This window comes from Kribbella soli (assembly GCF_004331345.1).
In the GTDB taxonomy this organism is placed as follows: Bacteria; Actinomycetota; Actinomycetes; order Propionibacteriales; family Kribbellaceae; genus Kribbella; species Kribbella soli.
Map to the genome: position 1 here is coordinate 1,377,984 of NZ_SJJZ01000003.1, position 24,616 is coordinate 1,402,599.

At 68.7% G+C, this 24,616-nt stretch carries 23 protein-coding genes; 7 read left to right on the forward strand and 16 right to left on the reverse strand.

Translation table 11 applies throughout. From position 1 onward, the window contains the following. The first annotated feature begins 52 nt into the window (after positions 1-52). Positions 53-934: a GNAT family N-acetyltransferase gene (locus E0H45_RS29375; protein WP_238155358.1), complete on the forward strand. Its 882-nt coding sequence runs from the start codon at positions 53-55 to the stop codon at positions 932-934. Here the strand turns inward: E0H45_RS29375 and E0H45_RS29380 are convergent. Next, a complete protein-coding gene (locus E0H45_RS29380) occupies positions 929-1,150 on the reverse strand; it encodes a hypothetical protein (protein ID WP_131343235.1) in 222 nt (73 codons plus the stop codon). The genes E0H45_RS29375 and E0H45_RS29380 overlap by 6 nt on opposite strands. 287 nt (positions 1,151-1,437) lie before the next feature. Here E0H45_RS29380 and E0H45_RS29390 point away from each other — a divergent pair, with 287 nt between their 5' ends. The 4 genes from E0H45_RS29390 (at position 1,438) to E0H45_RS29405 (ending at position 7,094) form a co-directional block, all read left to right on the forward strand. Next, positions 1,438-3,708: a DUF8189 domain-containing protein gene (locus E0H45_RS29390; RefSeq protein ID WP_238155359.1), complete on the forward strand. Its 2,271-nt coding sequence runs from the start codon at positions 1,438-1,440 to the stop codon at positions 3,706-3,708. Positions 3,709-4,030: 322 nt separating this feature from the next. Continuing rightward, positions 4,031-5,350, forward strand: coding sequence for a M28 family metallopeptidase (locus E0H45_RS29395; RefSeq protein ID WP_131343237.1), 1,320 nt, complete (start codon positions 4,031-4,033; stop codon positions 5,348-5,350). A gap of 5 nt (positions 5,351-5,355) precedes the next feature. After that, positions 5,356-6,675, forward strand: a complete 1,320-nt coding sequence (locus E0H45_RS43415; RefSeq protein WP_131343239.1) for an HAD-IA family hydrolase — start codon at positions 5,356-5,358, stop codon at positions 6,673-6,675. A 50-nt stretch (positions 6,676-6,725) separates the two neighbouring features. Beyond that, the gene (locus tag E0H45_RS29405) at positions 6,726-7,094 is read left to right on the forward strand and encodes a hypothetical protein (protein WP_131343241.1); all 369 of its coding nucleotides are present in this window, start codon (positions 6,726-6,728) and stop codon (positions 7,092-7,094) included. Positions 7,095-7,183: 89 nt separating this feature from the next. Here the strand turns inward: E0H45_RS29405 and E0H45_RS29410 are convergent, their stop codons facing one another. Further along, positions 7,184-9,115, reverse strand: a complete 1,932-nt coding sequence (locus E0H45_RS29410; protein WP_131343243.1) for a TIGR03960 family B12-binding radical SAM protein — start codon at positions 9,113-9,115, stop codon at positions 7,184-7,186. Between the two features lie 135 nt (positions 9,116-9,250). On the opposite strand from E0H45_RS29410, the gene E0H45_RS29415 reads away from it, so the two are divergent. Next, positions 9,251-11,821, forward strand: coding sequence for a S8 family peptidase (locus E0H45_RS29415; RefSeq protein WP_238155360.1), 2,571 nt, complete (start codon positions 9,251-9,253; stop codon positions 11,819-11,821). A 9-nt stretch (positions 11,822-11,830) separates the two neighbouring features. On the opposite strand, the gene pcaD is transcribed toward E0H45_RS29415, so the two are convergent. Both pcaD and E0H45_RS29425 read right to left on the reverse strand, forming a co-directional pair. Next, a complete protein-coding gene (pcaD, locus tag E0H45_RS29420; RefSeq protein WP_131343245.1) occupies positions 11,831-12,574 on the reverse strand; it encodes a 3-oxoadipate enol-lactonase in 744 nt (247 codons plus the stop codon). A 109-nt stretch (positions 12,575-12,683) separates the two neighbouring features. Then, a complete protein-coding gene (locus tag E0H45_RS29425; RefSeq protein WP_131343247.1) occupies positions 12,684-13,136 on the reverse strand; it encodes an Lrp/AsnC family transcriptional regulator in 453 nt (150 codons plus the stop codon). A 79-nt stretch (positions 13,137-13,215) separates the two neighbouring features. Here E0H45_RS29425 and E0H45_RS29430 point away from each other — a divergent pair, with 79 nt between their 5' ends. Continuing rightward, on the forward strand, positions 13,216-13,626 hold the full coding sequence (locus E0H45_RS29430; RefSeq protein WP_165546628.1) for a DUF2000 domain-containing protein: 411 nt from the start codon (positions 13,216-13,218) through the stop codon (positions 13,624-13,626). Here E0H45_RS29430 and E0H45_RS29435 read toward each other — a convergent pair. The 12 genes from E0H45_RS29435 to E0H45_RS29490 form a co-directional block, all read right to left on the reverse strand. Next, positions 13,623-14,408, reverse strand: coding sequence for an inositol monophosphatase family protein (locus E0H45_RS29435; RefSeq protein ID WP_131343251.1), 786 nt, complete (start codon positions 14,406-14,408; stop codon positions 13,623-13,625). The two genes, E0H45_RS29430 and E0H45_RS29435, sit on opposite strands and share 4 nt — an antisense overlap. An 18-nt stretch (positions 14,409-14,426) precedes the next feature. Then, the gene (locus E0H45_RS29440) at positions 14,427-15,296 is read right to left on the reverse strand and encodes a sigma-70 family RNA polymerase sigma factor (RefSeq protein WP_202872555.1); all 870 of its coding nucleotides are present in this window, start codon (positions 15,294-15,296) and stop codon (positions 14,427-14,429) included. Beyond that, positions 15,245-15,688, reverse strand: a complete 444-nt coding sequence (locus tag E0H45_RS29445; RefSeq protein WP_202872556.1) for a carboxymuconolactone decarboxylase family protein — start codon at positions 15,686-15,688, stop codon at positions 15,245-15,247. The genes E0H45_RS29440 and E0H45_RS29445 overlap by 52 nt, the downstream gene beginning before the upstream one ends. Positions 15,689-15,743: 55 nt before the next feature. After that, positions 15,744-16,460 (reverse strand): sensor domain-containing protein, encoded by a 717-nt coding sequence (locus tag E0H45_RS29450; protein ID WP_131343253.1) that lies wholly within the window; start codon positions 16,458-16,460, stop codon positions 15,744-15,746. Between the two features lie 70 nt (positions 16,461-16,530). Then, positions 16,531-17,697, reverse strand: coding sequence for a rod shape-determining protein RodA (gene rodA, locus E0H45_RS29455; protein WP_131343255.1), 1,167 nt, complete (start codon positions 17,695-17,697; stop codon positions 16,531-16,533). After that, positions 17,697-19,751 (reverse strand): penicillin-binding protein 2, encoded by a 2,055-nt coding sequence (gene mrdA, locus E0H45_RS29460; protein WP_131343257.1) that lies wholly within the window; start codon positions 19,749-19,751, stop codon positions 17,697-17,699. The genes rodA and mrdA overlap by 1 nt, the downstream gene beginning before the upstream one ends. Continuing rightward, positions 19,748-20,281, reverse strand: coding sequence for a rod shape-determining protein MreD (gene mreD / locus E0H45_RS29465; protein ID WP_131343259.1), 534 nt, complete (start codon positions 20,279-20,281; stop codon positions 19,748-19,750). The genes mrdA and mreD overlap by 4 nt, the downstream gene beginning before the upstream one ends. A 1-nt stretch (position 20,282) precedes the next feature. Beyond that, complete coding sequence (gene mreC, locus E0H45_RS29470; RefSeq protein ID WP_131343261.1) at positions 20,283-21,227, reverse strand: rod shape-determining protein MreC; 945 nt, start codon at positions 21,225-21,227, stop codon at positions 20,283-20,285. An 11-nt stretch (positions 21,228-21,238) separates the two neighbouring features. Then, positions 21,239-22,267 carry a rod shape-determining protein gene (mreB, locus tag E0H45_RS29475; protein ID WP_272949009.1) on the reverse strand — a complete coding sequence of 343 codons (1,029 nt, stop codon included), beginning with the start codon at positions 22,265-22,267 and terminating at the stop codon, positions 21,239-21,241. Between the two features lie 185 nt (positions 22,268-22,452). Next, entirely contained in the window at positions 22,453-22,863 is a 411-nt protein-coding gene (ndk, locus tag E0H45_RS29480) for a nucleoside-diphosphate kinase (RefSeq protein ID WP_131343263.1), read from the reverse strand. A 37-nt stretch (positions 22,864-22,900) separates the two neighbouring features. Continuing rightward, entirely contained in the window at positions 22,901-23,245 is a 345-nt protein-coding gene (locus E0H45_RS29485) for a DUF4233 domain-containing protein (RefSeq protein WP_131343265.1), read from the reverse strand. Next, positions 23,242-24,600 carry a bifunctional folylpolyglutamate synthase/dihydrofolate synthase gene (locus E0H45_RS29490; RefSeq protein WP_131343267.1) on the reverse strand — a complete coding sequence of 453 codons (1,359 nt, stop codon included), beginning with the start codon at positions 24,598-24,600 and terminating at the stop codon, positions 23,242-23,244. Before E0H45_RS29490 ends, E0H45_RS29485 begins: the two co-directional genes overlap by 4 nt. Positions 24,601-24,616: the final 16 nt, after the last annotated feature.

A 24,616-nucleotide genomic window follows, 5' to 3' on the forward strand; every position in this document is an offset into this window, starting at 1 on the left:
TTATGAGGTGAAGTTCGGGGTTCGGCGGGAGGAGTTGGAGTTTCCTGCTGGGATGGGGCTGGAAGAGGCTCGGGTGTTCATGGCTCGGGAGCATGCTGAGGTGCGGGCGGACGGGCTCGGGTTGGTGGACGGGGACACCTGGCTCGGGGTCGCGTGGCTCGACTGGTGGCTGGTGGGGAACACCGACACCGTGGACGTGGAGCTCGCGGTCGCTCCGGCGTACCGGCGGCGTGGGGTTGCGACGAAGCTGCTCGACGCGGCGATCGAACGCGCCCGGGCCGACGGCCGACGGATCGTGTCGGGGACGAACGTGGCGGGTGATCCGGTGACCGGAGAAAGCCCGGGTACGGCGTTCGCGGCGGCGCGGGGGTTCGTGAAGAAGCATGCCGAGCTGCATCAGGTCGCCGAACTGCCACTGAACGACGTGGTGGAGCAGCCGGTCGACGGGTACGAGATCGTGCAGTGGCGGGAGCACACGCCGGACGAGTGGCTCGAGCAGTTCGTGGAGCTGCTGAGCGGGATGAGCGAGGACGTGCCGACCGGCGAGCGCACCTCCGAGGCGGTTCGCTGGACGCCCGAACTGGTACGTGACGCAGAGGACCGCCGGATCGCCCAGGGCCGGTTCACGTACACCACGGCCGCCGTCCACACCGCTTCCGGCGAGCTGGCGGCGTACACGCAGATGGGCGGTACGCCGGAAACCCCGGACCGGCTCAACCAGTACGACACCTACGTACGTCGTACGCACCGCGGCAACCGTCTCGGTGTCGCGGTGAAGGGCCCCAACCTCCGCGCCCTCCAGGCCGGCGTCTCGCTCCCCGCCGTACTCCACACCTGGAACGCCCCGGAGAACGCGCCGATGATCGCCGTCAACACCAAACTCGGCTTCCGCCCGGTCGCCCAACGCACGATGTGGGAGCGAACGCTCCTATAGCTTGCGCATGGCGCGGTAGGCGCAGTCGGCCAGGTGATCCAGCACCTGTGCCCGTCCGTCGTGCGGGTGCTCGGCGGCACAGACCACAACGTGGGTGCCAACCGCGTGGATCCGGCCGCGGTGTTCGCTCGCGTCCGGGAACACCCACGACAGCAGCACCACGGCCACAGCGACCGTCAGCACCAGCCAGACGGCAAGCTTCCGAGACCCGATCACGACCACAGCGTCGCACCCCGACGCATCGGCCGTCGCACCCGGTCCCCCTCCAAGCGCTTGAAATTCGTCAACCACCACAGCGGATCGCGCGAAGTTGACTGCCGATACGCGAAGGCTTGTGCACGGGCGGTGATGAGCGGATCGTGAATCCAGAGCAGCGACTTGGGGGCCGACTGTTCGGTGGGGGAAGGCGGCAGGACCGTCTTCGGTCGAGGGGTGCGCTGGGGGTGGTCTCTTCGGTTCGGCGTACGCCGGCCTGCTCGTGCGCCCCCGCGGAAGGGGGAGAGATGCCGAGGAAGGCCAACGGGCGGGCGGACAAGCACCGGGACGACTACCGGATGCCGGGAGAGGCTCCGGCGACCGAGTCGAACGGGCATACCACCAGCGAACAGCCCACGGCGAACGGCATGCCGATCGGCGGACCAGCTTCTAGCAGTACGCCGGCGACGAACATGAGCGGTGGCGGATCGCCGGCCGCGGACATGGGCGGTGGAGGATCGCCCGGCGGTGCGGGAATGAGTGGCGGCGGAACGCCTGGCGGTGCCGGGATGTCGGGCGGCGGCCAGGCCGGTGGTGCCGGTATGAGCGGCGCGACCGACGGCGGACGGACCGAGTTCCCGAACCGTCGCCAGTGCGGCGTGATGGAGGTGCACCGGCGGCTGCTGTCGACCTCACCGGGGTACGCCGCCTCGCGGTCGGCACTCGAGACCGCGACGGTGGACTACGTCGCCGCGCAACAACGGTTCACCGGGATCGCCCGGATCCCCTGTGTCGTCCACGTCGTCTGGAACACCAACGCACAGAACATCTCGCAGGCCCAGATCGACAGCCAGATCGACGTACTGAACCGCGATTACCGCGCCACCAACCCGGACACCAGCATCGTGCCGGGCGTGTTCAGCGGCCTGATCGCGGACACCCGGATCGAGTTCTTCCTGGCCACCGAGGACCCGAACGGGAACCCGACGACCGGTGTCACCCGGACGCAGACGAGTACGGCGAGCTTCGGCACCGACGACAGGGTGAAGTCGTCGGCGACCGGCGGGATCAATCCGTGGGACACCGCCCACTACCTGAACATCTGGGTGTGCCAGCTCGGCGGCGGCCTGCTCGGGTACGCGCAGTTCCCCGGCGGCCCGGCGAACACCGACGGCGTGGTCATCCTGCACAGCGGCTTCGGCACGAACGGTACGGCGGCAGCGCCGTTCGACCTCGGCCGGACCGCGACGCACGAGGTCGGGCACTACCTGAACCTGTTCCACATCTGGGGCGACGACGGCAGCGGCTGCAGCGGCAGCGACGAGTGCGCCGACACCCCGAACGCCGCCGGCCCGAACTTCGGCGTACCGACGTTCCCGCACGTGACGTGCAGCAACGGGCCGAACGGCGACCTGTTCTACGACTACATGGACTACACCGACGACCGCGGCATGGTCATGTTCACCAACGACCAGGTGACGCGGATGCACGCGTGTCTGGACACCGTGCGCAAGGATCTGCCCGACTTCGGCGGTACGGGTACGCCGGAACCGGCCGGATCGGTCGTGGCGTGGGGCGCGAACCGGCTGGACGCGTTCGTGCTCGGCACCGACCTGGCGATGTATCACAAGTGGTGGGACGGATCGGCCTGGGGACCGTCCGTCGCCGGTTACGAGTACCAGGGTGGTATCTGTATGAGCGCTCCTGAAGTCGCGTCCTGGGCGCCGAACCGGCTGGACGCGTTCGTCCTCGGCACCGATCACGCGCTGTACCACAAGTGGTGGGACGGCACGGCCTGGAACGGGTACGAGTACCTCGGCGGCGTCTGTATGAGCCCGCCGCGGCTGGCGACCTGGGGCCCGAACCGGCTCGACGCGTTCGTCCTCGGCACCGACCGGGCGCTGTACCACAAGTGGTGGGACGGCACGGCCTGGAACGGGTACGAGTACCTCGGCGGGATTTGCATGAGCCCGCCGGAAGTCGTTGCCTGGGGCTCCGATCGGCTGGACGTGTTCGTGCTCGGCACGGACAACGCGGTCTATCACAAGTGGTGGGACGGCTCGGCCTGGAACGGCTACGAGTACCTCGGCGGCGTCTGCGCTTCGCCGCCGCGGGTGGTGGCCTGGGGCGAGAACCGGCTCGACATGTTCGTCATCGGCACCGACTCGGCGCTGTACCACAAGTGGTACGACGGCTCGTCGTGGTCGGGCTGGGAGTACATGGGCGGCGTGTGCACGACGGCGCCGACCGTTGTCTCGTGGGGTCCGGACCGGTTGGACGTGTTCGTGCTCGGCACCGACTCGGCGCTCTACCACAAGTGGTGGGACGGGTCCGCGTGGGGACCGTCGCTGACCGGGTACGAGTACCTGGGCGGGATCTGCACCGACGAGCCGCGCGTGGTCTCGTGGGACACGAACCGGCTCGACGTGTTCGTCACCGGCACCGACAAGCAGCTCTACCACAAGTGGTGGGACGGCTCGGCCTGGAACGGCTACGAGCCACTCGGCGGCGTCATCAGTGACTTCAGGGTGACGGTTCCCGACTCGCCCGCCACGATCCAGCAGGGGGTGGGGCTCTGACCACCACACCTGTCGGGCACTGGACGCATTCCGCCGAGGAGGATCACGACGGAATCAGCGTCTACCGCCGCGACGACTACGCCTTCCCGCCGGCCCGCGGCCGGCGGGGGGTGGAGTTCCGCGCAGACGGAACGTTCGTTCCACTGATGATCGGCCGCGGCGACGCCCCACAGGCAGGTCCGGCCGGTCGTTGGACCCCTGACGGCCGCCTCGCCGCCGCCCCGGCCAGTGACAACCCCTTCCAGGGAAGTCCACAGGAGTCCGGGTCTGGGCGCATCGTCTCGGCAACACCAGACCGCCTAGAGATCGCTTGGGGACAACCATGACCACAGGCCCTGTGCGCTATCTGGTCGTACCGACTGCGGATGCCGCCGGCGGCGCGCAGTCGGCGCGGTTCGGGGAGCGCACGCTCCTCTGGGTCCCGGCCGACCAACGCCTCGGCCGGGCCTCCCGAACCGCTCCTGGACTGCTCCTCGTCACACAGGTGGGCCGCAGCTTCCAGGACGACTACCCGGACGTCACTCCCCTGCTCGACCACGGCCGGCACCTGGTGATCTCGGCCGCCGACAAGCCCCGTCGACGGTCCAACCACTGCTGGCGGATCGAGCCCCTGCGAGCCGGTACGACGGTTGTCGACACCCCTCCCGTCGTCCCGGCGCGCGCCGACCCGGCCGTTGCGCAACTCGTCGCCGAGGTGTCCACGGCGTCGTACCAGAGCGACCTGACCTGGCTGGCGAGCCTGCCGACCAGGCATTCGCTGAGTACGACGTTCACGCAGGCGACGGACTTCGCCGCCGACCGGATGGTTGCCCTCGGCTACCAAACGTCACGGACGCCGGTCACCGTCGGTGCCGGCCGCTCCGCAAACCTGATCGGCGACCGGGCCGGCATCGGATCCAGCCGTGGACTGGTGATCGTCACCGCCCACCTGGACTCGATCAACCTGGCGGGCGGCCCGGCCGCGGCAGCTCCGGGAGCCGACGACAACGGCAGCGGTTCGGCCGGGGTGCTGGAGCTCGGTCGATTGTTGACAAGCCGATCGTGGAAACACGACATTCGGCTGATCCTGTTCGGTGGCGAGGAGGAGGGCCTGTTCGGCAGCAAGCAGTACGTCGCAACGCTGCCGCCGGCCGAGCGGTCCCGTGTCCGCGCCGTACTGAACATGGACATGATCGGGACCAAGAACACCGCTACACCGACCGTTCTCCTCGAGGGCGCACAGGTGTCGACCGCGCAGATCAGTGCGTTGGCGACCGCCGCCGCGACGTACACGGGCTTGAAGGTGGAGACCTCGCTGAATCCGTTCGCCAGCGACCACGTCCCGTTCATCGACACCGGGATGCCCGCGGTGCTGACGATCGAGGGCGCGGACAGCGCGAACGGTCACATCCACTCCGCCAACGACACCCTGAACTTCATCGACTGGTCGTTCGCCACCGAGATCCTGCGGATGAACATCGCCGCGCTGGCCGGCTGGCTGGAGCCCGCGGCCGTCCGCCCACGCCCGGCCGGCTCGGTCGTCTCCTGGGGCCCGGGCCGGATCGACGTCTTCGCGATCGGCACGGATTCCGCCTTGCACCACAAGGCTTTCGACGGATCCTGGCACGATTTCGAGTCGTTAGGAGGTCTTGTTCTAAGCTGACAGGTATGTGGAGCCCGAATGCGCGTGACGTTGGCGGACTTCCGACGCGGTACGGCGTCCAGACCCGTCCGAGGGCCGTCGTACGCAGCGATGTCCTCGACGCCGCCGACCTGGCCGAGTTCGAGGCGCTCGACGCGGGACTTGTTCTTGATCTGCGGTCCGACTGGGAAATGAAGCAACCGCATCCGCTCGAGGGCACACCGGCGTACCAGAGAATCCCGTGGATCGATCCGGAGGCCGAGCGGCTGCGTGATGCGGATGCGGAACCGCGGCTGGTCGATGTCTACCGCAACAGCCTCACCCGGAACGCGACCCACATCGGCCGGATCTTCAGCGCGATCGCGGACGCGCCGGCGGATCGCCCGGTCGTGGTGCACTGCAAGGCAGGCAAGGACCGGACCGGTCTGACCATCGCGGTGCTCCTCGACCTGGCCGGCGTACCGCGGGAACAGATCGCGGCGGACTACGCGATCAGCGAGGTGCACCTCGGGATCCAGGACGGACCGGAGTTCACCCGGACCCGTCCGGAGATGATCCTCGGGTCGCTCGAGCACTTGGACGACCTCGGCGGCGTCCACGCGTACCTGTCCTGGCTGGGGCTGAGCGCGGCCCAGATCCACCGGCTCGCCACGCGGCTCGTGCCGGTCGAGGTCGAGGCGATCGTGTTCGACTTCGACGGCCTGCTGATGGACACCGAGACCACGATGGTCGAGAGCTGGCAGGCCGAGTGGGCGCACCACGGTCTCGAGCTCGAGCTGGACGGCTTCTGGCCCGGCCACGGCGGCGATATCAGCGAGGACCGGTACGCGATCCTCGCCGCCGCCGTCGGCACCGACTTCGACCGTACGGCGAGTCACGCGCGCCGCCTCGCGCACAGGGAGCGGATGCATGCCGAGCTCGACTTCCGGCCGGGGATCCGGGCCTGGATCGCGGCGGCGCGGGAGCTGGGCCTTCGCGTGGCGATCGCGAGCAGCTCGCCGCGCAAGTGGGTGGTCGGCCACCTGGAACGGGTCGGTGCGATCGAACTGTTCGACCACATCGTCACTGGCGACGAGGTCGAGACGCACAAACCCGATCCGGCGATCTACGAGCTGGCCCTGCAGCGTCTCGGCGTTCCTGGCTCATCGGCGATCGCTGTCGAGGACACTGCCCACGGCGTGGCTGCGGCACAGGCAGCCGACATGTACGCGGTCGCCGTACCCAATCCGTTCGTCACTCCCGCCGCGGTGGCCGAGGCCGACCTCGTTCTGGGCAGCGCTGACGAACTCTTGCTCACCGATCTGCTTCTTTCCGCCGCACCGAAAGGGTCGACGTCTCGTAACTGAGTGACCTAACCTGCTGATCCTCTGTAGTTTTCCAACTGGAGGGTGGTCAGATGCGGAAACTCGTAGGTACGGTCGCGGCCGTTGCGGCGGCTGCGGCAGGTTTGACGGTCGCAGCGCCGGCCCAGGCGTCGACCTCGGCATGCGATCTGGTGACGGCGAAGTCGGTCGGGTACTCGGCGTTGATGCTGTACGTCGCCGTGGGCCTGGAGGGCTGCTCCAACAGCGTGACCGAGGTGCGCGTCGAGCTGCAGAAGGGCGACAGCGCGAGCGGGCCGTTCAGCACGGTCGCGGAGACGTACGCGTACTCCGGTGGCGGTGCCTGGTTCGACGAAGGCACCGGCTGCGGGTACTACGTCGGCGTGGCCCACTGGCAGGACCAGACCGAGACAACCCCAACCCCGGCGTACTACTGCAACTGACACACGAGGGGATCTCCCCTGCTCGTGTGGGTTCTCCCCTGGTGTTACAGGGGAGAACCCACAACGCGAGGGGATCTCCCCTCGAACGATCAGACGACGGACAGCGGCAGGAGTTTCTTGCCGGTGGGGCCGATCTGGATCTCCGTGCCCATCTGCGGGCAGACGCCGCAGTCGAAGCACGGGGTCCAGCGGCAGTCCTCGACCTCGATCGCGCCGTCCTCCTCGAGCGAGTCCTGCCAGTCCTCCCACAGCCAGTCGCGGTCCAGTCCCGAGTCCAGGTGGTCCCACGGCAGTACTTCGGCGTACTCGCGCTCCCGCGTCGTGTACCAGGCGAGGTCGACCGGCTCGTCCGCGAGCGCCTTCGCGGTGCACTCGATCCAGCGGTCGTACGAGAAGTGCTCGCTCCACCCGTCGAAACGGCCGCCGTCGCGCCAGACCGCCTCGATCACCCGGCCGACGCGCCGGTCGCCGCGGGACAGCAGTCCCTCGATGATGCCGGGCTTGCCGTCGTGGTACCGGAAACCGATGGCCTTCGCGTAGCCCTTCTCGGACCGGATCGCCGCGCCGAGCTTCGCCAGCCGCGCGTCGGTCTCCTCCGCGCCGAGCTGGGCGGCCCACTGGAACGGCGTGTGCGGCTTCGGCACGAACCCGCCGATCGACACCGTGCACCGGATGTCGCGCCGGCCGGACACCTCGCGGCCGGTCTCGATCACCCGCTTCGCGAGGGCGGCGATCGCCAGCACGTCCTCGTCGGTCTCGGTCGGCAGGCCGACCATGAAGTACAGCTTCACCTGCCGCCAGCCGTGGCTGTACGCCGCCGCGACCGTGCGGATCAGGTCCTCCTCGGTGACCATCTTGTTGATCACCTTGCGCATCCGGTCCGACCCGCCCTCGGGCGCGAAGGTCAGACCGCTGCGCCGGCCGTTGCGGGAGAACTCGTTGGCCAGCGTGATGTTGAAGGCGTCGACCCTTGTCGAAGGCAACGACAGCGACACGTTGCTGCCCTCGTATCGGTCCCCCAGGCCCTTCGCGACCTCGGCGATCTCGCTGTGGTCGGCACTCGAGAGACTGAGCAGGCCGACCTCCTCGAACCCGGACTGCTTCAGCCCGTTCTCGACCATGTCGCCGATCGTGGTGATGCTGCGCTCGCGCACCGGCCGGGTGATCATGCCCGCCTGGCAGAACCGGCAGCCCCGGGTACAGCCGCGGAAGATCTCCACGGAGTACCGCTCGTGCACGGTCTCGGCGAGCGGGACCAGCGGCTTCTTCGGGTACGGCCACGCGTCGAGGTCCATGACCGTGTGCTTCGCGGTCCGGAACGGAACGCCGTGGCGGTTGGGGACGACGCGCTGGATCCGGCCGTCCGGCAGGTAGTCGACGGTGAAGAACTTCGGGATGTACACACCGCCGGACTTCGCCAGCCGCATCAGTACCTCGTCGCGACCGCCCGGGCGACCCTCGTCCTTCCACTCCCGGATCACCTCGGAGATCGCCAGCACGATCTCCTCGCCGTCACCGAGTACCGCGGCGTCGATGAAGTCCGCGATCGGCTCCGGGTTGAACGCGGCGTGCCCGCCGGCCAGCACGATCGGGTCCTCGTCGGTCCGGTCGACCGCGTGCAGCGGGATCCCGGCCAGGTCGAGCGCGGTCAGCATGTTCGTGTACCCGAGCTCGGTCGAGAACGACAGCCCGAACACGTCGAACGCCCGGACCGGCCGGTGGCTGTCGAGCGTGAACTGCGGGATCTCGTGGTCCCGCATCACCTTCTCCATGTCCGGCCAGACGGAGTACGTCCGCTCGGCCAGGATGTGGTCGCGCTCGTTCAGCACCTCGTACAGGATCTGCACGCCCTGGTTCGGCAGCGCGACCTCGTACGCGTCCGGGTACATCAGCGCCCACCGGACACTGACCGCGTCCCACTCCTTACTGACGGAGTTCAGCTCACCACCGACGTACTGGATCGGCTTCTGCACACCCGGCAGCAGAGCCTCCAGGCGCGGGAACAGCGATTCGACAGTCATAGCCACTTCCAGTCAGCAGGTCAGAGCGCCTACCAGACTAACGCCGCAGCCCCGGTACGCCGGAATCGGCGATGAAATGCCCGCGGTCCGGCCGGACATCCCCGGAGTGAACCGCTGACTACGAAGGGGATTCACGTGCGGACAAGACGATGGCCGGCAGTCGCGCTGGCGGTTGGGTTGGCAGTGGGGTCGGGTGCGGCGGTCCTACCTGCGACCGGACAGGCTGCGGCCACCCAGAACAAGGCCACCCAGAACAAGGCGACCCGGGGCAAAGACCGGGTCGTCACACTGATCACGGGTGACCGGGTGGTCCTGCGCGGCGGGGACCGCGATCAGGTCTCGATCGAGAGGGCCGCCGGACGGGAACAGGTCACCTTCGAGAGTCGGCGTACCGGCACGCAGTGGACCGTGATCCCGTCCGACGTCCGGGAGGCCGTAAGGACCGGGCAACTCGACAAGCGGCTCTTCGACCTGGACCTGTTGTTCCGGGACGGGTACGACGACGCCGCCCGAGGAGACATCCCGCTCATCGTCAGCGGCCGACCGCGAGCTACCCGGCAGGCGACAACGGTCCGGGAGCTGAATTCCGCGACCGCGCTGGTCGTTCCGAAGCACGCCGCGGCCGGTTTCCTCCAAGGCCAAGGACAGCAGACCAAGATCTGGCTCGACCGAAAGCTGCGGATGTCGCTCGACCACAGCGTCCCCCAGATCGGCGCTCCGGCCGCCTGGAAGGCGGGCTACACCGGAAAGGGCGTCAAGGTCGCGGTCCTCGACAGCGGCATCGACAGCACGCACCCGGATCTCGCCGGCCAGGTGCTGGCGACCAAGAACTTCACGCCGTCCCCGGCGGCCGACGTCGCCGGCCACGGCACGCACGTCGCGTCCACCATCGCGGGCAAGGGCGTCAACGGCTACCGCGGTGTCGCTCCCGACGCGAAGTTGCTGGACGGCAAGGTCTGTGACGACACCGGCGACTGCTCCGAGTCCGCCGTACTGGCCGGCATCGAGTGGGCGGTGTCCCAGCACGCTCCGGTCGTCAATCTCAGTCTCGGCAGCCCGGGCGGCGACGAGATCGATCCGATCGAGGAGGCCGTCGATCGGCTGACCCGGACCACCGGCACGCTGTTCGTCGTGGCCGCGGGCAACCGCGGCGGTCCCGAGTCGGTCGAGTCGCCCGGTACCGCCGCGGCCGCGCTGACCGTCGGAGCGGTCGACAGCAAGGAGTCGCTCGCGGACTTCTCCGGTCAGGGACCGGCTCCCGCGGGCGCCGTGAAACCCGACATCACCGCCCCCGGTGTCGGGATCGTCGCGGCCCGCGCGGCCGGAGCCGTCCTCGGCGAGCCGGTGGGCGAGCGCTACAGCCGCATGTCCGGTACGTCGATGGCAACGCCGCACGTCTCCGGTGCCGCCGCGCTGCTCGTTCAGCAACACGCCACCTGGAAGGCGTCCGAACTGAAGAGCGCCCTGATGTCAGCCGCGAAGCCGAATCCCAGCCTGGCACCGTACGAGCAAGGCGCCGGCCGGGTCGACCTCACCCGCGCCGTCACTCAGTCCGTGGTCGCGACGACGGGCAGCATCTCCTTCGGTACGGCGTTGTGGCCGCACGCGGACGACAAGCCCGTCAGCAAGCCTCTGACCTACCGCAATCTCGGCACGACCCCGATCACCCTCGAACTGACGGCCGATCTGTCGATCGGTGGCAAACCTGCTCCCGCCGGTGCGCTCCGGCTCAGCGCGAACACGCTCACCGTCCCGGCCGGAGGCGAGGCGTCCGTCCAGGTCGTCTCCGACACCACGCATGCCGGTGCGGACGGCGTCTACAGCGGCCGGATCACCGCGACCGGCGCCGCGCAGCAGGTCGTCGTACCGCTCGTGATCGACAAGGAGATCGAGAGTTACGACGTTGCCCTGCGCGTACTCGGCCCGGACGGCGCGCCGGCACCGGCGGCCCGGGCGTACGTCTCCTTCTGGAATGTCGGCAGCGGCAGCACCGTCGACGCTACCGGCCGGAGCACCGCACGCGTTCCGCGCGGCAGCCACATCCTCGAGGCCACGATCTTCGGCGCCAAGGGACAGCTGTACCGGATGGTCGAGCCGGGCTTCGACGTTCACAGCGCCACCGGTGTGACCATCGACGCTCGACGGGCAAAGCCTGTCAGCGTCTCCGTTCCGCGAGCGGACGCCAGTGGATTCGTCGGTTTCGTGGGTTACCACTACAAGAGCCCCGGTGGTCAGGAGCTGCTCACGTGGCAGCTCCGTCCGGAGATCAAGGACCTGTACGTCGGCCGCATCGGTCACCGCACGATCGCTCCGAAGGACTTCACCGCGTTCATGGTGTCGTTCCTCGGCAAGGTCAACGCCGAGGACGGCAGTCTGGACGGGAGCCCGTACGTCTACGGTCTGGTGGACACCCGGTCCGGCCACTTCTTCGATGGTCTACGGCGTCGCGTCGTGTCCGATCGCCAGCTGGCCGAGGTCGTTGCCCAGTACAACGGACCCGCCGGCACGGAGGCATTCTGGGGCCTGGCCGCCTCGCGGTTCAAGGTGATGCCGATCGGCGCCGGCATCAAGCTGCCGACCCAGGTACGGCAGTACCTCGAACCGCGGAGCGACTGGCAAGCGGGCCTCGACGGCCAGACCCGCCCACCGCGTCAGTACAAGCCCGGTACCACGACCCACGAGACCTGGACGTACGAACCGGAGTAGTCCCGCGGGTCAACTCAGGTGAGCCAGGAGCATCGGATTGACGACGTCGGGGTGGGACCAGGTGACCAGGTGGGCGGCGTTTTCGATGATTTCGAGGTGGGCGCCGGGGATCTGGGAGGCCAGGGGTACGACGGTTTCGGGTGGGATGGAGGTGTCGGAGTCGGCGGTGATCACGAGGACCGGTGCGGTGATCGTGTCGAGGCCGGGGAGGAGGTTGGTGGTGCTGAGGGCCTCGCAGCAGGCGGCGTAGCCCTCGGCGGGGCAGTCCTGCAGCATCCGACGTACAGGCTCGATGTCCTCGAATTCCGGGAGGAACCAGCGGCCGAGGGTTGCGTCGGTGATGGCTTGGGTGCCCTCGGCACGTACCTGGGCGGCGCGGTCGATCCACATCTGCGGGTTCGCGGCCGGGTTCGACGGCGGGCAGATCACGACGAAGCGGTGGAAGCGGTCCGGGGCCTTCTGCGCGAGCCACAGGCCCACCGCGCCGCCGAGCGAGATGCCGACGTACGACGCCTGCTCCACTTCGAGCGTGTCCAGCAACTCGACGACGTCACCGCCGAGGTCGTCGATCGTGTACGGCCCGTCGGGGACCTCCGACCCGCCGTGACCCCGGTGATCGAACGCCACCACCCGGAACCGCTTGGCCAGTACGTCGACCTGCGGCGCCCACATCCCCTGATCCGCCCCGAGCGACGACCCGAGCAACACTACGGGCGCGTCAGCCGGTCCTGTCTCCACGTAGTTCAGTCGCATATCCCCCACCCTACGAAACCCTCGCCCACGCGGCCGCGAGCACAACCTGGCACACCCCTTGGGGACTGGGAACAGGCTATTGCTTGTTCCCAGTCCCCGGCGAGGGTCCTCAGTCGAGCGGCATGATCGTGGTGCGGCGGTGGTGCTCGAAGACGACCGAGCTGCGGATGTCGGCGATTTCCTGGCGTTTGGCGAGGGCGAGGACCAGATCGCGGAGGGCCTCGGTGTCCTTGACGGCGACGTGGGCGAGGAAGTCCGAGCCGCCGGAGACCATGAACATGTCCAGCGTCTGCGGCAGGTCCATCACGTATTTCTGGAATGCGGTTGCGACGGCCATCGCCTGCGGGCGGAGCTTGATCGAGATGATCGCCTGGGTGGATCGGTCGATCGCCTTCAGGTCGACGGCCGCGTGGTACCCGCTGATCACGCCGCGATCGCGCAGGCCGCGGATCCGCTCCAGGCACGTCGACGGCGCGATCTTGAGCTCGGCCGCCATGTCCCGGTTGGTCCGGCGGGCGTCGTTCTGCAGCATCCGCAGCAGCGCCGTATCAAGTTCGTCCATGCCGCCCAGTTTCCCAGATCTGCCGAACGATGTTCGGAGTACGCCGAGATCGGCCGCCCATCGAGCTAACGTAACCGCCGTGCTGACGAACAAGATGGTCGTGATCATCGCGGCCGAAGCCCCCATCGGTGTCGCCCTCAACACCGCCGCCCTGCTCGGCGTCGGCGTCGGCAGGCACCACGACGACACCGTCGGTCCCGACACGACCGACGCCGCCGGCAGCCCCCACACCGGCATGTGCGCGTACCCGATCCCGATCCTTCGTGCCCCCACCGACACCCTCAGCACGCTCCGGGCCGAGGCTGCCGCCCGCGCCGACGTCACCATCCACGACATGCACCAGGTCGCCCAGCAGGCTCGCACGTACGAGCAGATGTCCACCACACTCGCCGGCACCAAGCCCGAGGACATCCAATACCTGGGCCTGGCCCTGTACGGTCCGCGTGCCTCCATCGACTCCCTGACCGGAGCGCTCCCCCTCTACCGCTAGTTGGGCAGGTGTGGGGCGATGAGTTCGAGCAGGCTCGCGTGGCTCTTCTCGTCGGCCGCAGCGACGACTCCCAGACCTGAGTGGAGCGGACCTCCACGCAGATCGGTGACGACGCAACCGGCGGCGCGACATAGCGCGAGGCCGGCGGTGAAATGGACGCTGTCGCGGAGGTTGCCGTCGGTCACATACGCCGTACGCCGGCCCGCGGCCACCCACGCGACCGCCAACGTCGTCGACAGAACTCGCTGACCGAACACCGCTCGGACGGCGGGATCCGCAAGCAGCCGCGGCCCTAGAAACCCGCCGTCCGTGATCGGGTCGAGGTTGACGTCCACCAGAAGCGAGTCCGCCGACGGAACCAGCGGAACATCGGAACCGTCGCGACGGACGCTCGCGGTTTCGCCATCAGTCCAGAAGATCTCGCCAGAGACCGGATCCGCGATCGCAGCGACGCTGGCCCGGCCGTCGATCTGCAGCGCCACGTTGACCGAGAAGAGCGGCGTACCGGCGGCAAAGTTGAGCGTCCCGCACAACGGATCGACCAGCCAGCGCCTCGACGCATCAGCCTCCCCACTGGCGCCGTACTCCTCGCCGAGGATCCCATCCGCCGGCCGCGCACTCTGGATCACCTCGAGAATCGCGCGCTCGGCCTCAAGGTCGGCGTCCGTCGCGAAGTCCGTCGCCGACTTGTCATGCCGCGCGACAACAGTGCCGTACTTGCTCAGCACCACAGCAGCCCCAGCCGCAGCCGCAGCGATCGCCAACTCGAGATCAGAACTCATGCGGTCATCTAACACGCGTCACACGGCGGAAAGCTTCTCCGGGTTGGCCACGATCCGAAGGGCAGTGATCGCGGTGCCGTCGAAGTCCAGGGTCAACAGGTGATGGTTGCCTCGGACAATCACCTTCAGTCCGGGGCCGGTGATCAGGTCCACCGGAGTGAACGTCATGTCGGGACGCCCGTAGATGTGGGTGAAGAAGGTGGCGACCTTCTCGCGGCCCGTGACGGGTTTGCGGGCGGCCCGGCGGCCGCCGTTGGCGTCGGTCCAGGAGATGACGTCGTCCCTGAGCATCGACTCGAGGCGCTGCAGGTCGCCGTCGCGGGCGGCAGCCACGAAATCCAGGAGCAGGCGGCGCTGTTCAGCGGCGGTCGGCTCGTAGCGTGGGCGGTCGTCGGCCAGGGCGTGCCCGGCCCGGCGGTGCAGTTGGCGGCAGTCGTCCGGCGTACGGCCGAGGATCTCGGCGATCTCGTCGTACGGGAGGGTGAACGCGGTCCGCAGTACGTAGACCGCGCGCTGCGGCGGGGTGAGGCGCTCCATCAGATGCAGGAGCGCCATCGACACGTCGTCGAGGTCGAGGGCGTTCGCCGGGACCGGCTCGGGAAGCCACTCGCCGATGTAGCTCTCGCGGCGCGCCTGCCGGGTTCGCAGTACGTCGACGGACAGCCGCGTCACCACCCGTGTCAGGTAGCGGCGCGGCTCGGCCACGTCGGAGCGGTCGGCGGCGGACCAGCGGACGTACGTCTCCTGCAGCACGTCCTCGGTGTCGTGCCAACTGCCCAGCATCCGGTAGGCGAGTCCGGCGAGCATGCCGCGCGCCGACTCGTACTCCTGCAGGATCAACCGGCCAGTTCCGGCTGCTTCCGGGTCGCGACGTTCAGACGGGTCCACAGGTTGATAGTGCCAATCGCGAGGAGCACGTTCGCAGCCCCCTCCTCGCCGAACTCCGCCAGCGCCGCATCCCACACGTCATCCGGTACGCCGGTGCGCTCCAGCACCGTGACTGCGTCGGTCAACGCCAGCGCCGCGCGCTCCCGGTCGTCGTAGAACGACGAGTCGTGCCAGGCCGCGAGACCGAACAGCCGCTGGCTGGTCTCGCCGTCCTTCAACGCGGCCGTCGTGTGCATGTTCAGGCAGAACGCGCACCCGTTGAGCATCGACGCCCTGATCTTGATCAGGTGCAGCAACCCGTGGTCCACCACGCCCTGCACGTACTTCTCCACGCCGAACACGGCCCGGAAGCCGGCCGGCGAGACCTTGCTGAAGTTCATCCGCTCGTCCATGCCAACACGACGGCGGATCGGCAGGCCTACGTGACGACTACGCGTGTGACACCGATCACGCGGGCTTCAGGACGTGCCGGGCCTTCGTGACAGCCGCTTCGGTGGCCGGGTCGAGCTCGGTGCCCTGGCCGGCGAGGACGCCCACGGAGATGATCACGTCCTCGACGCCCGTGACGACGGCGGCGTACTCGAGGCCGCGCTTCGGGCCGCTGGTGCCGGTCAGGCGGAACGCGAAGGGCTTGGAGCCGTACTGCGGGGCGGTGATCTTCTCGACCTTCATCGACGTACTGCCGGCGCCGTCGGTCTTCAGGGTCACCTTGGCGCAGGAGTCGACGGCTTCGGCGTACGCGTCCCGGAGATCGGTGACCTCGTCCGCGGTGCCCATCGAGTCGAGGCCGTAGTCGATGTACGGGCCTTCCTGACCGCCGGTGAACGTGCGGGTCACGCTCGCCTTGGAGCCCGGCGCCTTGGTGGCGTTCAGGTACTTCACCAGCGTCTTGCACCGGCTGCTCGACGACGAGAACGGCTTCGCGTCCTCCTCGGCCTCGTCCTTGTCCTCCGCGAAGCCGGTCGGCAGATCGGCCAGCTCGAGGAGCGCCTTGGTGAGCTCGGTGGTCGTCCGGCTGACGGGCGCGGCCGACGTCGACGCGGTGGCACTGGGCGTCGGCGTCGGTGTGGTCGCCGGTGGACCGGCGGCGGGCTTGTCCTCCTCACCGCCACAGGCGGCAAGGGACAGCGTCAAGACGGCGACTAGCACAACGAACCTGGTCATCGGGCCTTCCAGCGGGGCTCTGGGCGGGGGCCGAGCAGGGAGCAGCGTACCTGACGGGTCAGTCGAGCGATCAGTAGCGGTGCGAGCGGAGGTGGATGTTCTGCAGCAGGCCGACCGCCAGCAGGCAGGCGAACATCGAGGAACCGCCGTACGACACGAACGGCAGCGGCAGGCCCGTGACCGGCATGATGCCGAGCGTCATCCCGATGTTCTCGAACGCCTGGAACGCGAACCAGCAGACGATCCCGGTCGCCACCAGCCGGCCGAACGCGTCCCGCGCGGTCACCGCGATCCGCAGCCCGCGGAACAGGATGATCGCGAACAGCACGATGATCCCGCCGGCGCCGATCAGCCCGAGCTCCTCGCCCGCGACCGTGAACACGAAGTCGGTGTGCTGCTCGGGGACGAACGCGTTCTGCGTCTGGCCGCCGTGGAACAGGCCCTGCCCGAACACCCCGCCGTTCCCGATCGCGATCCGCGCCTGGTTCACGTTGTACCCGATGCCCTGCGGGTCCGACGACGGGTTCGCGAACGCGGTGAAGCGGGCGATCTGGTACTCCTTCAGCACCTGCAGCTTGATCGCGATCGCCGCGACCAGCACGCCGGAGGTGAGCAGCCCCAGCATCCAGCGTTTCGGTACGCCGGACACCGCGATGATCCCGAAGACGATCGACCCCAGCACCATCACGGTCCCGAGGTCCGGCTGCAGCATCACCAGGATCACCGGTACGGCGGCGACCCCGACCGCCTGCGCGACGTCGAGGGTCCGCGCGTCCTCGTTGCGGTCGGTCTCGCTCTTCTCCGCGATCAGCAGCGCCATACCGACGATCACCGCCAGCTTGGCGAACTCACTCGGCTGGATCGACATGAACGGCAACTGGATCCACGACCGGGAACCGTTGATCGTCGAGCCGACGCCGGGCACCAGGACCAGGATCAGTCCGACGACCGAGGCGGCGTACAGCAGCGGGGCGAGGATCCGGACCCGGCGGTGGTCGGTGATCGCGGCGCCGATCGCCAGGACCAGGCCGATCGCGAAGTTCAGCGCGTGCCGGAGCAGGAACGCGTCCGGTTTGCCCTCGGTCAGCGAAGTCCGGTTGTGGGTCGCGGACCAGATCAGCAGGGCGCCGATGAACGACAGCGCGACCACGCCGAACACCAGGACCCAGTCGACGTGCCACACCGTCGACCGGCGGTCCATCCGCGGCCGGGTCCGAATCGGAGTCAGGAACGCCATCACTGCTTCGGCTTTTCCTGGCCGACGGGCGGCGCGGGCTTGATGTTGTACAACGTCTCGTAGATCTTGCGGACCGCGTCACCGCCGGCGCCCGAACCGGTACCGGCCTGGCTGAGCATCATCACCACGGCGTACCGATCGGTGTACGACGCGAGCCACGACGTGGTCTGCTTGCCGTACACCTCGGCCGTACCCGTCTTGGCGCGGACCGGGATCTTGTCGAGCGGGAAGCCCTGGAACTTCCACGCCGCCGTACCGGTCTTGGTGGTGCCCTTCAGCGCGGTGTCGATGTAGCGCAGCGTGGAACTCGCGACCGGGAGCTTCGACTTCACGACCGGCTTGATCTCGTGCGGCTTGCCGTTCGCGCCGATCCAGGACTGGACGACGCGCGGCTCGTACAGCGTGCCGCCGTTCGACAGGGCCGAGTAGACGGTCGCGAGCTGCAGTGGCGTGATCGTGGTGTCGCCCTGGCCGATCGCGAAGTTCACCGCGTCACCGGCGCGGTACTTGTACCCGTCGACGCAGAACTCGCGAGCGAACTGCTTCAGGAACGCCGACGTCCCGGTGGGCGGGTTGGCCGCGATCTTGCAGTAGTAGTCCTTCTGCGAGTCGTAGTACGTCTTCTTCCACTTGCGGTCCGCGATCCGGCCGCTCACCTCACCGGGCAGATCGACCCCGGTCGGCTTGCCGAGCCCGAACTTCTGCGCCATCTCGACCAGCGGGTCGCGGGTGCTGGTGTCGCTGGAGTTGCCGCCCTCCTTGAGCCAGAGCGCGTACGCGATCCGGTAGAAGAACGTGTCACAGGACAGCGCCAGCGCCTGGTCGAAGCCGATCATCCCGTACGACGCGGACTCGTAGTTCTTGAACCGGCGGTTGCCGACCTCGAAGTACGACGAGCAGTCGAGCCGCGTCTTCGGGCTGTACCCGGCGCTCATCGCGGCCGCCGTGGTGATCGGCTTGAACGTCGACCCGGGCGCCAACTGGCCCTGCAGCGCGCGGGACACCAGCGGCGTCCCGGACTTGGTCGAGTAGAGCGCGTCCAGCTCGCGCTGGGTGATGCCGCCGACCCAGACCCCCGGGTCGTACGTCGGGTAGCTGGCCATCGCGACGACCCGGCCGGTCTTGGTGTCCATCACGACCGCGGCGCCGGAGTCGGCGACGTACTTGCGGTGGGTGACCGGATCGGTCTGCTTCCGCGCGGTCATGATCGCGTTCTTCAACTGGGCCTCGACCGAGGCCTGGATGCGCGCGTCGATCGTCGTCACCAGCGTCGCGCCCGGGACCGGAGCGGTCTGCTTCTTGATACCGGTGGTGTACCCGACCGCGTCGACGATCACGTCCTTCTCCCCCGGCGTACCGCGCAGGAGCTTGTCGTACGACCGCTCGACGCCGGCCCGGCCGACCAGGTCCGAGCGGTGCGGGACCGAGTCCTGCCCGGCCTTGTCCATGTCCTCGAGCTCTTCGGTGGTGATCGGCGACAGGTATCCGAGGATGTGCGCCGCGTTCACCTTGTACGGCGAGGGATACGCGCGCAGTGTCTGTGAGTCCGCGGCGATCCCGGGGAAGTCCTCGCGGCGCTCCATCACCTCGATCGCCACCTGCTCGCTGACGTCCTTCGCGACCGGGATCGGCTGGTACGGCGTGCCGTTCCAGCAGGCGGGTGGTTTGGACGCGCCCGGCTCACCGCACAACATCGTGCGCGCCTTCAGGTCCTTCGGCTTCTGCCCGAGCACCTTCGCGAGGCGGGCGAGAACGACGTTCTGCTGGCTTTCCGGGAGCTTGGCGAGCACCGAGCGGTCGACCGTGATCACCACCGAGACCCGGTTGCCGACGAGGGTCCGGCCCTGTGAGTCGACGATCGTGCCGCGCGGCGCCGGGACCAGGACCTGCCTGATGTGCTGCGCGGTCGCCGCCTGGCTGTAGTCGGCGCTCGACATCACCTGCATGTACCAGAGGCGGCCGAACAACGTGCACAGCAACGAGAAGACCAGCACCCCGATCACGAACAACCGAAGCCGTGCCTTGAGCGGAGCCTCGAAACCGTCCCAGCTCATGGGGCGACTCGGCGGCGTTCGCGGGCGGGTTGGACGCGGCCCATGATCCACATGACCAGCGGGATCACCACGATCGCGCCGACCACGTCGTACCCGGCGGCGATGCCGAGGCGGACGCCGAACTCGCCCCAGTCGACCGACGGGTCGTGCAGCAGCGATCCGGTCGCGCTGTAGAGGAAGAACGAGACCGCCGTCCCGAGCACGACCGTCAGCGCGACGCCGAGCGGCCCGACCGGGCTGCCGGAGGTCTCGCGACGGATCAGCCCGGCGATGTAGCCGGCGATCGCCAGCGACAACGCCCAGCGTCCGGCGGTGTGGTCGGCGGGCGGCACGATGTCCAGCATCAGACCGCCCACGAATCCGGCGATCGCGCCCCACTCCGACCCGCGGGACAGCGCCAGCGCGATCACCACGATCAGCGTCAGGTCGCACGTCACGCCGGCGACCGCGATGTTCGTCAGCACGGACGTCTGGACGGTGACGGCGATCATCAGGAACAGGGCAGCCAACCCGATCCGTAGTGCAATCACGTCAGTTCCCCTTTCCGGTGATCTGGGTGCGCGGCGGCCGGGCGGGTGGCCCGGTCACCACGCCGACGGTGTCGATCCGGGTCGGATCGACGTACGGCTTGACGGTCGCGGTGGACCCCAGGGACCCCTCGTTCGCCGTCACCGAGGTGACGACGCCGATCGGGACTCCCGGCACGTACGGCGCGTTGCCGCTGGAGCCCCAGGTGACGATCCGGTCGCCGACCTTCGGCCGCGCCTTCGGGTCGATCAGCTTGTAGTCGAGGGTGCCGCCGACCTCGCCGCGTCCGGAGACGAAACCGAGCGCCATCGACGCGTTCAGCCGGCCGCCCACGGTCGAGTTGCGGTCGCCGATCAGCAGCACGGTCGCGGTCCCCTGGGTGGTGCGCACCACCCGGCCGACCAGACCGGTCCCGTTCAGCACCGTCATGTCGGTGCGCACGCCGTCCGCCGTCCCGGCGTCGATCGTGACCGTGTGACTGAACGCCTGCGCGCCACCGATCCCGATCACCCGGGCCGGCGTCATCGTGTACGCCGGTGCGACCTTGAGCAGCTTGTCCAGCTCCTGCGCCCGGTTGCGGGCGTAGTCGGAGGTGGTCAGCTCCCGGGTCAGGTCCTCGTTGTCCTTCTTCAGTTTTTCGTTCTCGGCCTTCAGCCTATCCATTTCCGCGAATCTGTCGCGGAGGTTGTCCACAGGCTGCCGGGCCGAGGTCGCGGTCGACTCGAGCGGGCCGAAAACGCCGGCCGCGGCCTCCCGCAGCGGCTCGACCGGCGATCCGGCCGACCGGCGGGCGTCCAGCACGATCAGCGTGAAGCAGGCCAGGATCACCAGCACCAGCACGGTACGGCGGCGGCGAACGTCACGCGGCGTACCGGCCGAACGCAACGGGGTCTCCCCCGCCGACCGGAATGCGCTCCTGGTCGTTGGGGTACCGAGGTCTTTGAGCATCGCCTGCTACCTCAGCGCCGGTTGTCGGTGACCAGGATGCGGTTGAGGGTCTCGATGTTGTCGACGCACTTGCCGGCGCCCAGGACGACCGCGTCCAGCGGGTTCTCGGCGACGTGGATCGGGATGCCTGTCTCGTGCCGCAGTCGCTCGTCCATCCCCTTCAGCAGCGCGCCGCCGCCGGTCAGCACGATGCCCCGGTCGACGATGTCGCCGGCCAGCTCCGGCGGGGTCTTGTCCAGGGTGGCCTTGACCGCGTCGACGATCGCGGTGATCGGCTCCTCGATCGCCTGCCGCATGTCCGCCGACGACACCTTCACGGTCCGCGGCAGGCCGGAGATCATGTCCCGGCCGCGGATCTCGCTGTCCGGGCCATCGGTGGTCGGGAACGCCGACCCGATCGTCATCTTGATCTGTTCCGAGGTGGCCTCGCCGAGCAGCAGCGAGAACTCCTTCTTGCAGTAGTTCACGATCGCCTTGTCGATGGCGTCACCGGCCACCCGGATCGACTGGCTGGTGACGATGCCGCCGAACGAGATGACCGCGACCTCCGTCGTACCGCCGCCGATGTCGACGACCATGTTGCCGGTGGCGTCGCGGACCTCGAGGTTCGAGCCGAGCGCGGCGGCCATCGGCTCCTCGATGATGTACACCTTGCGGGCGCCGGCCATGTACCCGGCGTCGCGGACCGCGCGCTGCTCGACCGCGGTGATCCCGGACGGGACGCAGACCACGATCCGCGGCTTCGCGAAGTACCTGCGGCGGTGCACGCGCTGGATGAAGTACCGCAGCATCTGCTCGGCGGCGTCGAAGTCGGCGATCACGCCGTCCTTGAGCGGCCGGATCGCGGTGATGTTGCCCGGCGTACGGCCGATCATCTTCTTCGCCTCGTGCCCGAACGCGACCGCCTCGCGCGGCTCGTCCGTCCGGGTCGCCACGACGGAAGGCTCGTTCAGTACGACGCCGCGGCCGCGCACGTACACCAGCGTGTTCGCCGTTCCGAGATCGACCGCCATGTCGCGGCCCAGCATGCTGTTCGCCACCGCGGCACCTCCCGATCGACCCGCCTTCAGGCTAAGCGCCGCCCGCGCACAGCCCGTGGACCGACACGACCGGTCCGCCCAGGACTGATCGTATCGGTCCATGCACCTGCAGTCCGCAACGACCTGCAACTACAGCGATTCGGCGACCTTCTCCAGTTCCCGCAGGTCCGCTGTCCGCGACGCCGTCAGGGGAGGTCGGGGAACCAGATCTTGATCTCGCGGGTGGCGGATTCCTCGGAGTCGGAGCCGTGGACGAGGTTTTCGCGGTTGGAGAGGGAGAGGTCGCCGCGGATGGTGCCGGGGGCGGCCTTGCGGCCGTCGGTGGCGCCGTTCAGGGCGCGGACGACCTCGATCGCCTCGTCGCCCTCGAGGACCAGCGCGACCATCGGGCCGCTGGTGACGAAGTCCCGCAGCGGCGGGTAGAAGGCCTTGTCGACGTGCTCGGCGTAGTGCTGGTCGGCCAGCTCGCCGTCGATCGTGCGCAGGTCCATGGCGACGATCCGGAGCCCCTTGGCCTCGAACCGGCCCAGCACCTCACCGACCAGGCCTCGGCGGACCGTGTCGGGCTTGAGCAGGACCAGGGTGCGCTGCGACATCTGTCAACTCTCTCTCGAAGTAATCGGGCGGCTGAGCCTAACTGCTCGGTGCCTCGTGTGCCTCATGCGCCTTCTTGGCCACTTCGATGCGGCGGCCGAGGACGATGGCGGCGACCCAGAAGGCCGCGAAGAAGGCGCCGAGGACGAACATCACGGAGACGACGAAGCCGAGTCCGACCGCGCCGACCTGGACCACCGAACCGAGGACGTACCCGGCCTGGAACCGGAGCAGGCCGGCCGACACGATCGCGAGCAGCGCCAGGCCGAGACAGACCGGGACCGCGATCGCGGGGCGGATGTCCGCGACCGAGATCATCACCGGCGTGACGAGAGCGAGCACGATCGACTCGAACGCGAGCACGATCGACGCGAGCGACCTCACTGCTCGCCCTTCCCCTTGCGGACCAGCAGCGCCCGCGCCTCGCCGGCGGTGATGACCGATCCGGTGATCAGTACGCCGCCACTGCCGAGCGCGACCGCTTCCTCCTCGGCGAGCCGGATCGCGTCGTCGATCGCGTCGATCAGGTGCGGCCGGACCAGAACGCGCTCCTCGCCGAACACCTCGGCGGCCAGCTGTCCCAGCTCCTCGGCCGGCATCGACCGCTCGACGAAGCTGTTCCGGGTGCAGACGACCGTTTCCATGATCGGCTCGTACGCCTCGAGGACGCCGTACACGTCCTTGTCCTTCATGCAGCCCAGTACGCCGATCAGCGGCTGGAACTGGAACGCCTCCGAGACCGTGGCCGCGGTCGCCTCGGCGCCGTGCGGGTTGTGCGCGGCGTCGACGACGATCGTCGGGCTGTTCCGGACGACTTCCATCCGGCCGGGGCTGGTGACCTGCTCGAAGCCGGCCTGCAGCAGTTCCGTGGTGACACGGCCCTCGGTCTCCGGGCTGGCGCCGAGCAGGGCCTCGACCGCGGCGACCGCGGTGGCCGCGTTGTGCGCCTGGTACTCGCCGTGCAGCGGGACGAACAGGTCGTCGTACTCGCCGCCGAGGCCCTTGATCGAGACGACCTGGCCGCCGACCGCGAGCGCCCGGCTGACGATGCCGAACTCGATCCCCTCGCGGGCGACCTGCGCGCCTACTTCGGCCGCCCTGCGGAGCAGGACCTCGAAGACGTCCAGGCTCTGCTGCGCCATCACCGTCGTACCGCCGGGCTTGATGATGCCGGCCTTCTCTCCCGCGATGGTGACCGGATCCGCGCCCAGCAGGTGCGCGTGGTCGACCGCGATCGGGGTGATCACCGACACCGTGCCGTCGGCGACGTTGGTGGAGTCCCAGCTGCCGCCGAGGCCGACCTCGATGATCGCGACGTCGACCGGGGCGTCCGCGAATGCGGCGTACGCCATTCCGGTCATCACCTCGAAGAACGTCAGCGGGTGCTCCTGCTCGGCGTCGACGACGTCGAGATACGGCGCGATCTCCTCGTAGGCCTCGACGAAGCGCTGCTCGCTGATCGGTTCGCCGTCCAGCGTGATCCGCTCCCGGACCGACTCCAGGTGCGGGCTGGTGAACCGGCCGGTACGCAGCCCGGCCTCGCGCAGCAGGGTGTCGATCATCCGGGCCGTGGACGTCTTGCCGTTGGTCCCGGTCAGGTGCACCACCGGGTAGGCCTTCTGGGGGTCGCCGAGCAGCTCGACGAGCCGCCGCACGCGCTCCAGGGTGGGCTCGATCTTGTGCTCCGGCCAGCGCTGCTGGAGCCGTGCCGATACCTCGGCGAAGGAGAGGTTGCTCATCAGAACGCCCAGTCTA

What these genes read in the sequence shown, in the direction of transcription:
- E0H45_RS29490 (WP_131343267.1), bottom strand. Translation starts at nt 24,600, where the DNA reads ATGAGCAACCTCTCCTTCGCCGAGGTATCGGCACGGCTCCAGCAGCGC.
- E0H45_RS29395 (WP_131343237.1), top strand. Translation starts at nt 4,031, where the DNA reads ATGACCACAGGCCCTGTGCGCTATCTGGTCGTACCGACTGCGGATGCC.
- E0H45_RS29410 (WP_131343243.1), bottom strand. Translation starts at nt 9,115, where the DNA reads ATGACTGTCGAATCGCTGTTCCCGCGCCTGGAGGCTCTGCTGCCGGGT.
- E0H45_RS29375 (WP_238155358.1), top strand. Translation starts at nt 53, where the DNA reads ATGGGGCTGGAAGAGGCTCGGGTGTTCATGGCTCGGGAGCATGCTGAG.
- pcaD (WP_131343245.1), bottom strand. Translation starts at nt 12,574, where the DNA reads ATGCGACTGAACTACGTGGAGACAGGACCGGCTGACGCGCCCGTAGTG.
- rodA (WP_131343255.1), bottom strand. Translation starts at nt 17,697, where the DNA reads ATGGCGTTCCTGACTCCGATTCGGACCCGGCCGCGGATGGACCGCCGG.
- mrdA (WP_131343257.1), bottom strand. Translation starts at nt 19,751, where the DNA reads ATGAGCTGGGACGGTTTCGAGGCTCCGCTCAAGGCACGGCTTCGGTTG.
- E0H45_RS29445 (WP_202872556.1), bottom strand. Translation starts at nt 15,688, where the DNA reads ATGGACGAGCGGATGAACTTCAGCAAGGTCTCGCCGGCCGGCTTCCGG.
- E0H45_RS43415 (WP_131343239.1), top strand. Translation starts at nt 5,356, where the DNA reads ATGTGGAGCCCGAATGCGCGTGACGTTGGCGGACTTCCGACGCGGTAC.
- mreC (WP_131343261.1), bottom strand. Translation starts at nt 21,227, where the DNA reads ATGCTCAAAGACCTCGGTACCCCAACGACCAGGAGCGCATTCCGGTCG.
- E0H45_RS29450 (WP_131343253.1), bottom strand. Translation starts at nt 16,460, where the DNA reads ATGACCAGGTTCGTTGTGCTAGTCGCCGTCTTGACGCTGTCCCTTGCC.
- E0H45_RS29390 (WP_238155359.1), top strand. Translation starts at nt 1,438, where the DNA reads ATGCCGAGGAAGGCCAACGGGCGGGCGGACAAGCACCGGGACGACTAC.
- E0H45_RS29425 (WP_131343247.1), bottom strand. Translation starts at nt 13,136, where the DNA reads ATGGACGAACTTGATACGGCGCTGCTGCGGATGCTGCAGAACGACGCC.
- E0H45_RS29435 (WP_131343251.1), bottom strand. Translation starts at nt 14,408, where the DNA reads ATGAGTTCTGATCTCGAGTTGGCGATCGCTGCGGCTGCGGCTGGGGCT.
- E0H45_RS29405 (WP_131343241.1), top strand. Translation starts at nt 6,726, where the DNA reads ATGCGGAAACTCGTAGGTACGGTCGCGGCCGTTGCGGCGGCTGCGGCA.
- ndk (WP_131343263.1), bottom strand. Translation starts at nt 22,863, where the DNA reads ATGTCGCAGCGCACCCTGGTCCTGCTCAAGCCCGACACGGTCCGCCGA.